Annotated in this window: 7 protein-coding genes; 6 read left to right on the top strand and 1 reads right to left on the bottom strand. The window is 70.5% G+C overall.

Features of this window, described 5'->3' with window-relative positions; genetic code table 11:
• Positions 1-397: 397 nt before the first annotated feature.
• The 6 genes from ligA (at position 398) to ACLQ29_RS34110 (ending at position 9,611) form a co-directional block, all read left to right on the top strand.
• Positions 398-2,533, top strand: a complete 2,136-nt coding sequence (gene ligA, locus ACLQ29_RS34085; RefSeq protein ID WP_425775477.1) for an NAD-dependent DNA ligase LigA — start codon at positions 398-400, stop codon at positions 2,531-2,533.
• 155 nt (positions 2,534-2,688) lie between these two features.
• Positions 2,689-5,421 (top strand): EAL domain-containing protein, encoded by a 2,733-nt coding sequence (locus ACLQ29_RS34090; RefSeq protein ID WP_425775478.1) that lies wholly within the window; start codon positions 2,689-2,691, stop codon positions 5,419-5,421.
• Positions 5,422-5,561: 140 nt separating this feature from the next.
• Positions 5,562-5,867 (top strand): Asp-tRNA(Asn)/Glu-tRNA(Gln) amidotransferase subunit GatC, encoded by a 306-nt coding sequence (gene gatC / locus ACLQ29_RS34095; protein ID WP_007456314.1) that lies wholly within the window; start codon positions 5,562-5,564, stop codon positions 5,865-5,867.
• Positions 5,868-6,103: 236 nt separating this feature from the next.
• Positions 6,104-7,579, top strand: a complete 1,476-nt coding sequence (gene gatA, locus ACLQ29_RS34100; RefSeq protein ID WP_425775479.1) for an Asp-tRNA(Asn)/Glu-tRNA(Gln) amidotransferase subunit GatA — start codon at positions 6,104-6,106, stop codon at positions 7,577-7,579.
• Positions 7,580-7,590: 11 nt separating this feature from the next.
• Positions 7,591-8,982 (top strand): AAA family ATPase, encoded by a 1,392-nt coding sequence (locus ACLQ29_RS34105; protein ID WP_425775480.1) that lies wholly within the window; start codon positions 7,591-7,593, stop codon positions 8,980-8,982.
• Positions 8,982-9,611, top strand: a complete 630-nt coding sequence (locus tag ACLQ29_RS34110; protein ID WP_425775481.1) for a DUF4276 family protein — start codon at positions 8,982-8,984, stop codon at positions 9,609-9,611. Before ACLQ29_RS34105 ends, ACLQ29_RS34110 begins: the two co-directional genes overlap by 1 nt.
• Here ACLQ29_RS34110 and ACLQ29_RS34115 read toward each other — a convergent pair.
• Positions 9,596-9,844, bottom strand: a complete 249-nt coding sequence (locus tag ACLQ29_RS34115; protein ID WP_425775482.1) for a hypothetical protein — start codon at positions 9,842-9,844, stop codon at positions 9,596-9,598. The two genes, ACLQ29_RS34110 and ACLQ29_RS34115, sit on opposite strands and share 16 nt — an antisense overlap.
• Positions 9,845-9,900 lie beyond the last annotated feature (56 nt).

The following is a 9,900-nucleotide window of genomic DNA, read 5'->3' on the forward strand; positions in this document are numbered from 1 at the left end:
GGCGGGTACTCCCGCCTCGTGCCTGTCGGCGGGTACTCCCGCCTCGTGCCTGTCGGCGGGTACTCCCGCCTCGTGCCAATCAGCGGACGTATGTCCGCCCTCGCCGCGGCCCACCGGCCACATCGTCCGGCGATCCTCGCACGTCGCCGCCCGGGCCGCCCGCCAACCACACCGCAACCGCCCCACCCCGCGGCACCCCCGGACACCCCTTGATCACCTGATGCTGAGTAGTTGGATCGGCCCGTTGAGAACTACTGAGCATTAAGTGATCACGGATCGCGGCGGATGAGGAACGTCGCGGCGGGCGGGCGGGCGGGCGACGGATTGTCCCACCGGCCCGATACCGTGCCGGAGTAGCGTGATCAGGGAGGTCGCAGGCGTGTCCGAAGGTGGCGGTGTGTCCGAGGAGCAGATCGGTCAGCAGGTCAGCCCGGCCCAGGAGGCGGCGGCCGGGGCTGAGCCGACGCCGCAGGCCCGGGAGCGGCATGCCACGCTCAGTCAGGAGTTGACCGAGCATCAGTACCGCTACTACGTGCTGGACGCGCCGACGATTCCCGACACCGACTTCGACCGGCAGTTGCGCGAGCTGGAGGCACTGGAGGCGGAGTTCCCGGCGTTGCGGACGCCCGATTCACCCACCCAACGTGTGGGCGGCACGTTCTCCACCGACTTCACCCCGGTCACCCACGCCGAACGGATGCTCTCGCTCGACAACGCCTTCGCCGACGAGGAGTTGGCCGCCTGGGCCGAGCGGGTCGAACGGGACGCGGGCGGCCCGGCGCCCTACCTGTGCGAGCTGAAGGTCGACGGGTTGGCCATCAACCTGACCTACGAGAAGGGCAGGCTGGTCCGGGCCGCCACCCGGGGCGACGGCCGCACCGGTGAGGACGTCACCGCCAACGTGCGCAGCATCCGGGGTGTGCCCGGCCAGCTCACCCCCTCCGCCGAATTCCCGGACATTCCCGAGCTGGTGGAGGTTCGGGGCGAGATCTACTTCCCGGTCGCCGCGTTCGCCGATCTCAACGCCGGCCTGGTGGAGCAGGGCCGCGCGCCCTTCGCCAACCCCCGCAACGCCGCGGCGGGCAGCCTTCGGCAGAAGGATCCACGGGTCACCGCCTCCCGGCCGCTGCGCCTGGTGGTGCACGGCATCGGCGCCCGCCGGGGGTTCCAGCCCACCGCACAGTCCGAGTCGTACGCGGCGCTCAGGTCCTGGGGGTTGCCGACCAGCGACCGCTGGCGGGTCGTCCCCGACCTGGCCGGCGTCGCGGAATACATCGGCTACTACGCCGAGCACCGGCACGACGTCGAGCACGAGATCGACGGGGTGGTGGTCAAGGTCGACCCGGTCGCCATCCAGGGCCGGCTGGGCTCGACCAGCCGTGCGCCCCGGTGGGCGATCGCCTTCAAGTACCCGCCGGAGGAGGTCACCACCAAGCTGCTCGACATCGACGTCAACGTGGGGCGGACCGGGCGGGTCACCCCGTTCGCCGTGCTGGAGCCGGTGCGGGTGGCCGGCTCCACCGTCGCGCTCGCGACCCTGCACAACGCCCGTGAGGTCGAGCGCAAGGGCGTGCTGATCGGTGACACGGTGGTGCTGCGCAAGGCCGGTGACGTGATCCCTGAGGTGCTGGGCCCGGTGGTCGACAGGCGTCCCGCCGATGCCCGGCCGTTCGTCATGCCGACCACCTGCCCGGCCTGCGGCACCCCGCTCGCGCCGTCGAAGGAGGGCGACATCGACATCCGTTGCCCCAACACCCGCAGCTGCCCGGCCCAGCTGCGTGAGCGGGTGTTCCACCTTGCCGGCCGCGGCGCCTTCGACATCGAGGCGCTCGGCTACAAGGGGGCGGCGGCCCTGCTGGACGCGGAGGTCATCGCGGACGAGGGTGACCTGTTCCAGCTCGATGCCGAGCAGCTGTCCCGGTCCCCGTTCTTCGTCAACAAGGACGGCAGCCTGGGCAGCAACGCCAGCAAGTTGCTGGACAATCTGGCGGTCGCCAGGGAACGGGACCTGTGGCGGGTGCTGGTGGCGCTCTCCATCCGGCACGTCGGTCCGACCGCGGCCCAGGCGCTCGCCCGGCACTTCCGCTCGATGGACGCCATCGACGCGGCCACCGAGGAGGAGCTGTCCTCGGTCGACGGGGTCGGGCCGACCATCGCGGCGAGCCTCCGGGAGTGGTTCGCGGTGGACTGGCATCGCGAGGTCGTCCGCAAGTGGGCCGACGCCGGCGTACGGATGGCGGAGGAAGCGGGCGACGAAGGGCCGCGCCCGCTGGAGGGGTTGACCGTGGTGGTGACCGGCACACTCGCCGGTTTCTCCCGGGACCAGGCCGCCGAGGCCGTCCAGAGCCGGGGTGGCAAGGTCAGCGGGTCGGTCTCCAAGAAGACGAGCTTCGTGGTGGTGGGGGACAACCCGGGGTCCAAGGCCGACAAGGCGGCCAGCCTCAAGGTGCCGGTGCTCGACGAGGCCGGGTTCCAACTCCTGCTGGACGCCGGCCCGGACGCCGCACGGGAGGTCGCTCAACCCGGCGGCTGACCGGGTGGGCGGTGCCGCGACGACTGGTCACGTATACCAACTTAATTACGACTACGACCGATTCGTGACTGTCATACCGGGAAATCGGGGCCCGAGGGCGTTTCATTGGGTCACGGCGTGCGCACCGGCACGTCGACGGTCGGTCGGGAGGTGTGGTGGAGGTCGCCGACCCACGCAACTCGCTGCCCCCGGGACGGGTGGCGCCGTTCGCTGCCTTCGTCGTCGGCGTCCTGGTGGTGGCCACGGCGACCGCCGCCGTTCCACTCGCGACGCTTCCCGACGAGGTGTCCCGGCTGCCGGTGGCGTTCTGGACGATGGCCGCGCTCGCCGTGATCTGCGACGCCCGCCCGTTCGTCCCGCCGGGGCGCCGGCAGACGTCGGCGGTGTTCCCCTCCACCTGCTTCACCTTCGCGATCCTGCTCGGTTGGGGCCTCGGCCCGGCGGTGCTGGTGCAGGCGGTGGGGGTGGTCGTCTCGGGTTGGCGGATGCGGCACGCGGCGTGGCGGACGGCGTTCAACGTCGGGCAGTACGCGTGTGCCCTCGCCGCCGCGTACGGCGTGATCCTGCTCGGGCCGGGCGCCATCTTCTCCGGCGGGCGGTTGCACTGGACCGACGTGGCCGCCGTCGCCGGGGCGACGCTGGCGTGGTTCCTCGTCAACTACGGGCTGGTCAGCTGGGCGGTGCGACTGCGCTTCGGCGACCGGTGGTGGCCCACCCTGCGGCAGGGGCTCGGCTTCGAGTTGCTCTCCACCGGCTCGCTGCTGCTGCTCGCCCCGGTGCTGGTCGCGGCGGCGCGGGTCAGCGCGGCGCTGATCCCGCTGGTGCTGGTGCCGCTGTTCGCCGTCTACCGGATGGCGCGGCTGACCGTCGAACAGCAGCACCTCGCCGCCGCCGACCCGCTCACCGGCCTGCCCAACCGCAAGGCACTGTTGACCGAGGTGGCCGAGCAGGTACACGTGCATGCCGACCGGACGGCTCGGGGCGAACCCGACGGTCAGTTGGCGCTGCTGTTGATCGACCTCGACCGCTTCAAGAACGTGAACGACGCCCTCGGGCACGCCGTGGGCGACCGGCTGCTGGTCGAGGTGAGCGCGCGGCTCACCGACGTACGGCCCCGACCGAAGATGATCGCCCGGCTCGGCGGCGACGAGTTCGCCATCGTGATGACCGGGCTGACCGACGTCGGTCAGGCGCGGGAGTTGGCCGACCAGGTGGTCGAGGCGCTGGCCGAGCCGGTGCCGCTCGACGGGCTTCCGTTGGACGTGGGCGGATCCATCGGGATCGCCCTCTTCCCCGAACATGGCGAGGACTTCGCCACTCTGATGCGCCACGCCGACGTCGCGATGTACGACGCCAAGCACCGCAACGACACGGTGGCCGTCTACGCCCCCGAGTCCGACCACAACTCGGCCGAGCGCCTCGGCCTCCTCGCCGACCTGCGTCGGGTGCTGGAATCCGGCCCGCCGGTCGACGGGTTGTTCGACGCCGAGCCGGCCGGTCACAGCCACCTCGGGGGAACGTCGGACCAGGAAGACCGGGCCGCCCACGCCGACCGGGCCGCCCACGCCGACCGGGCCGCCCACGCCGACCGAGCCGACCGGGGGGACGGGCGGGGTCGGGACGGCGTGCCGGGTGAGGTGGCCGGTACGGAGCGGGTGGTCGGCGTACCCCTCAACGCGGCGGCCGAGGTGCGCGGCGGTGACGGGGCGGCGCTGCCCACCGGGGCGGCGGCCGAGGCCGCGCCACAAGCGGACCCGACGCCGGCGATCGCGACGGCGCCCCGCTCCGGTGGCCGGTGGTGGGGGCGCCGTCGGCGCGACGACGCCGAGCTGCTGCACGCCGACGAGCTGATCAACCAGATCGCCACCGGTGCCGACCCGATCCGGGGCCGCAACACCCGTGCCGCGGTCACCGGCGCCCGGCCGGGGCGGGGTCGGGAGCGACGCGCCGGGCTCGGAAACGGCCGTCGGTCACCGAATGGAGGCGCGCTCGCCGCGCTGGGCAACGGTGACCTCGGACCGCGGCGGGGCATCGGGTCGGACGCACCGGGGCGGCCGCTCGAAGCGACGGGGTGGGCGCACGCGGACGACGGGCCGGCCGACGACGCCGGGGAAATCACCATGTATTACCAGCCGCAGATCGCCATCGCGACCGGCGAGGTGGTCGGTGTCGAGGCCCTGCTGCGGTGGCGACACCCGCGGCGGGGAATGGTCGACCCGGAGGAACTCATCCGGGTCGCCGAGCAGAGCGCCGTGATGCGGCTGCTCACCCGGCGGGTGGTCGACGACGTGGTCGAGCAACTCGCCAAGTGGTCGGAGGTCGGCATCGGCCTGCGCGCGGCGCTCAACGTCAGTGTGCGGGACCTGCACACCGGCGAGATCGCCGACCAGATCGCCGACCGGCTGGCCCGGTCCGGGGTGCCGGCCGAGCGGCTACAGGTGGAGATCACCGAGGGCGCGTTGATGGCTGACCCGCGCCGGGTGCTGGCGACCATCTCCCAGTTGCACCGGATCGGGGTGGGCATCGCGCTCGACGACTTCGGCACCGGCTACTCGTCATTGCAGCACCTGCGCAGACTGCCGCTGTCCGAGGTGAAGGTGGACCGGTCGTTCGTCCTCGGCATGGCCGACGACGCCGACGACGCGGCGATCGTCCGGTCGATGATCGAGTTGGCCGGCGCTCTGGGGTTGCGGGTGGTGGCCGAGGGCGTCGAGGACGAGCGGACCTGGCGGATGCTGCACGCCGCCGGTTGCGACGCGGCGCAGGGTTGGTTCTACGCCCGGCCCATGCCCGCCGCGGAGCTGGTCACCTGGCTGGCCCGGTACCGGCCGGTGCGCCCCACCGGTGGGCACCCGCAGTCGGAGAGCGCGCGCCGCCCCACCCGCTGACCCGAGGCCGCCGGAGGGGGAGTCCGGGGACGCGGCACCGGAGCGGAACAATAGACTCGCTCCGGTCACCGCGCGTCACGCTCCAGTCGTCGCGCGGCCGGCACACCGCCCGACCAGCAGGACATCAGAAGGGGGCACGGATGGCCGCCATCTCCCGCGAGGAGGTCGCGCACCTGGCGCGCCTGTCGCGGCTCGCCGTCACCGAGGAGGAGCTGGACACGTTCGCCGGTCAGCTCGACGTGATCCTCCAGGCGGTCGCCCAGGTCGGCGAGGTCGCCGCCGCGGACATTCCGCCGACCTCGCACTCGGTGCCGTTGACGAACATCTTCCGCGAGGACGTGGTCACGCCGTGCCTGACCCCGCAGGAGGCGCTGTCGGGCGCGCCCGATGCCGAGGACCAGCGGTTCCGCGTGCCGCGGATCCTGACCGAGGATGTGGCCTCATGAGCGAGCGGCAGCGAGCGAATCAGCAGTGCAGCGCCGTGGTGCCTCATGGCGTCGCGGAGCGAAGCGGAGTGACGGCATGAGCGAGCGGCAGCGAGCGAATCAGCAGTGCAGCGCCGAAGTGCCTCATGGCGTCGCGGAGCGAAGCGGAGTGACGGCATGAGCGAGCGGCAGCGAGCGAATCAGCAGTGCAGCGCGGTGGTGCCTCATGGCGTCGCGGAGCGAAGCGGAGTGACGGCATGAGCGATCTGACCAGAATGACGGCGACGGAGATCGCCACGCTTGTCGCCGGCGGTGAGACCTCCGCCGTCGAGGTGACCCAGGCGCACCTGGACCGGATCGCCGCGGTCGACGACCGGGTGCACGCCTTCCTGCACGTCGACAGCGAGGGCGCGCTCGCCGCGGCCCGCGCGGTGGACGAGCGCCGGGCCGCCGGCGAGGAGTTGGGCCCCCTCGCGGGTGTGCCGGTCGCGGTGAAGGACGTGCTCGCCACCCGGGGTGTGCCGACCACCGTCGGCTCCAAGATCCTGGAGGGCTGGCGTCCGCCGTACGACGCGACGATCGTGCAGCGGCTGCGGGACGCCGGCACGGTGATGCTCGGCAAGACCAACATGGACGAGTTCGCGATGGGCTCCTCCACCGAATACTCGGCGTACGGGCCGACGCACAACCCGTGGGACCTGGACCGGATCCCGGGTGGTTCGGGTGGCGGCAGCGCCGCCGCGCTGGCCGCGTACGAGGCGCCGCTGGCGATCGGCTCGGACACCGGCGGCTCGATCCGCCAGCCTGGCGCGGTCACCGGCACCGTGGGCGCGAAGCCCACCTACGGCGGCACCTCCCGCTATGGGCTGGTCGCCTTCTCCTCGTCGCTGGACACCCCCGGGCCGTGTGCCCGTACGGTGCTCGACGCGGCCCTGCTGCACCAGGTGATCGGTGGGCACGACCCGCGGGACTCCACCTCGATCCCGCAGCCGGTGCCGGACGTGGTGGCGGCGGCGAAGCTCGGGGCGACCGGCGACCTGACCGGCGTGCGACTCGGCATCGTGAGCGAGTTCGTCGGCGAGGGCGCCGAGCCGGGTGTGATGGCCGCGTTCCGCGAGTCGGTGGACGCGTTGACCAAGATGGGCGCCGAGGTCGTGGAGGTCTCCTGCCCGACGTTCGCGTACGCCCTGCCGGCGTACTACCTGATCGCTCCGAGCGAGTGCTCCTCCAACCTGGCCCGGTTCGACGGCGTCCGGTTCGGCCTGCGGGTCGGCGACAACGGCAACCGGTCGCTGGAGGAGGTCATGTCGTTGACCCGGGAGGCCGGTTTCGGCCCGGAGGTCAAGCGCCGCATCATGGTCGGCACGTACGCGCTGTCGTCGGGTTACTACGACGCGTACTACGGGCAGGCGCAGAAGGTCCGGACGCTCATCACCCGCGACTTCACCGCCGCGTTCGAGCGGGTCGACGCGTTGATCTCGCCGACCACCCCGTCGGTGGCGTTCCCGATCGGCGCGCGCACCGCCGACCCGTACCAGATGTACCTGGCCGACCTGTACACGATCCCGACCAACCTGTACGGCGGGCCGGGCATCTCGGTGCCCTGTGGTCTCTCCGAGGGGTTGCCGGTCGGCCTGCAGGTGATGGCCCCGACGATGGCCGACGACCGGATGTACCGGGTCGCCGCCGCGTTGGAGTCCGCCGTCGGCACGTTCACGCCGCCGGCGCTCTGAGGGCGGGCGGGATGCTGACGCGGATCGAGATAGACGGGTTCAAGTCTTTCCGTGATTTCTCGTTGAACATCCCGCCCTTCCTTGTGATCATCGGACGGAATGCGGCAGGCAAGTCGAACTTGTTCGACGCCATTCAGTTCCTCAGTCGACTGGCCGGCGACCCGGTTCTTGAAGCCGCCCAGCACATGCGTGGCGACATCGTGGACCTGTTTCACAAACACACCGACGGATCCACGGTCGAGGTGATGTCGTTTGCCATAGAAGTGCTGCTGGACAGATCGGTTACGGATGCGTTCGGCGACACGGCTGAAGTCAACCATTCGCGGCTTCGCTACGAGCTGATGCTTGAACTCAGATCGACCGGCCACAGCGGGACTCAGCGGCCGTACGTCGTCCGTGAGGCAGTTCGGAGAATCCGGCGGGCGGACGACACCTGGGTGGCCCGGTTCGACGCCGAACAGCGTAAGCGGTTGGCGGCCTATCGCACCGGGGCCGATCCGTTGGAGACGGAACAGGACGAGCAGAACCGGCCGGTCTTCAGCATCAGGCAGCAGGGCAATCAGGGGCGTAAGCGTCGGCTTCCTGCGTCGGCTGCCACCGCCACCGTCCTGTCCAGCCTGACCACGGCCACAGACTTCCCCCTGCTCTACGCGCTAAAGCGGGAAATGCAGTCGTGGCGTCTGCTGCACCTGGACCCCAGCGCGCTCCGTGCCCCTGATTCCTACGACGACCCCGACGGCCTCGCAGCTAACGGAGGTCACCTGGCCAACACGCTGCGGCGGTTGGCGGATGAGACCGGCAATGACGACAGGCCGGAAGGAGCGCTGAACGATCTCTCCGCTGACCTGGCCGCCGTCATTCCGGGTGTCATCCGGGTTCGCCTCGCTGAGGACGAGGCCCGCCGGCAGCGGCAGGTGGAAGTGCTGACCCGAGAGGAAGCGCCTTTCTCCGCCAGGGTGGCCTCGGACGGAACACTGCGAGCGATCGCCCTCCTGGCGGCGTTGTACGACCCCAGAGGCGCCGGTCTTATCTGCTTCGAAGAGCCTGAGAACGGCATCTTCCCGCAACGGCTCGCGCAGTTCGTCAGGTATCTCCGGAACCTCGTCGATCGGGCCATCGACGCTGGAACCGAGGGCACCGCTCTGACCCAGCTCATCCTGAGTAGTCACTCGCCGGCGATCCTGCGAGCGTTGGAACCCGCCCACGCCCGGCTGCGGACCGACGCGGTCTTCATGGACGTCGTCAGTCGCGTGCAACGCGGCCAGGCCCGTAGTCGGGTCAGTCGGTGGAGGGCGATTGCGGGGGCGCGGCAACTCACGATCGAGGACGCGTTGGATGTCGGGAGTGTGGTGAGCCCGAGAGAGATCGCTGAATTCGAGGTCATGGCCGAGTTGGACAACTGATGCGTTATCTGACCTCCGCGTTGGTCTCCGAGGGCGTCACCGATGACCAGTTTCTCCCCAGGCTGCTTGCCAGGGCGTTGACCGAGATCTGCTTGACCGAATTCGAGGACGCGGTCGAGGTCGCTGACGTTCAGCCGCTACGCGATCGAAGAGGGCCGTGCTCGGTCGCTGATGTAATCGGACTTGTCGAGCAGAATCCGGCAAGCTTCTCCCTCATCTTCTTTCATCACGATCAGGGTGCCAACGCCGAGCGGACTGCTGCGGAGTGGCTGCGACCGCTGCGTGAGTTGTGGGGCGAGCGTGCGGAGCAACTGGTAGCAGTGGTTCCGGTGCGTGAGACGGAGGCGTGGCTTCTCGCGGATGGTGACGCACTGCGAAGTGCGCTCGGCGTCAGATGGACCGATATCGAGATGGGACTCCCCGCGCAGCCGCGACAGGTGGAGCGAGTGGCCGATCCCAAGAGCGCGCTGAACAGCGTGATGCAGCGAGTGAGCCGTTCGACTACCGACCACTACGGCCAGCTCGGTGAGTTGGTCTCGCTGGCTCGGTTGGAGGGTGTGCCTGCGTACCGACGGTGGTGGACTGACACCCGCGACGCGCTGGTGCGGCTGGGTTACCGCTCAGCTTGACCCAAGGTCGGGCCGTTGAGGTAGCGGCGGGCTCGTTGGGTGGTGCGCCACTGCTGGCAGAGCAGCACCGCCCAGGTGGCCGCGCTCAGTCCGGCTATCCACAGGGTGGATGGTCGGTCGGTGCCGATGGCTAGCAGCAGCTGCAGAGTGAGGGCCGCCCCGTACACCCAGGGCAACCACCGCTGGCGTACCTGCCGCTCCGCCTCCTTTCGGGCTAGTACGACAGCCGCCATTCGTGATCATGGTTGGAATTCGAGGTTGAGGCGGCGGGCGTAGTGGGCTCGTCTGG

Origin of the sequence: Micromonospora sp. DT228, from assembly GCF_049841595.1 — a bacterium.
Taxonomy (GTDB): Bacteria; Actinomycetota; Actinomycetes; order Mycobacteriales; family Micromonosporaceae; genus Micromonospora.

Coding starts and splice junctions, on each gene's coding strand:
- gatC (WP_007456314.1), top strand. CDS start 5,562: ATGGCCGCCATCTCCCGCGAGGAGGTCGCGCACCTGGCGCGCCTGTCG.
- gatA (WP_425775479.1), top strand. CDS start 6,104: ATGAGCGATCTGACCAGAATGACGGCGACGGAGATCGCCACGCTTGTC.
- ACLQ29_RS34105 (WP_425775480.1), top strand. CDS start 7,591: ATGCTGACGCGGATCGAGATAGACGGGTTCAAGTCTTTCCGTGATTTC.
- ACLQ29_RS34110 (WP_425775481.1), top strand. CDS start 8,982: ATGCGTTATCTGACCTCCGCGTTGGTCTCCGAGGGCGTCACCGATGAC.
- ACLQ29_RS34115 (WP_425775482.1), bottom strand. CDS start 9,844: ATGGCGGCTGTCGTACTAGCCCGAAAGGAGGCGGAGCGGCAGGTACGC.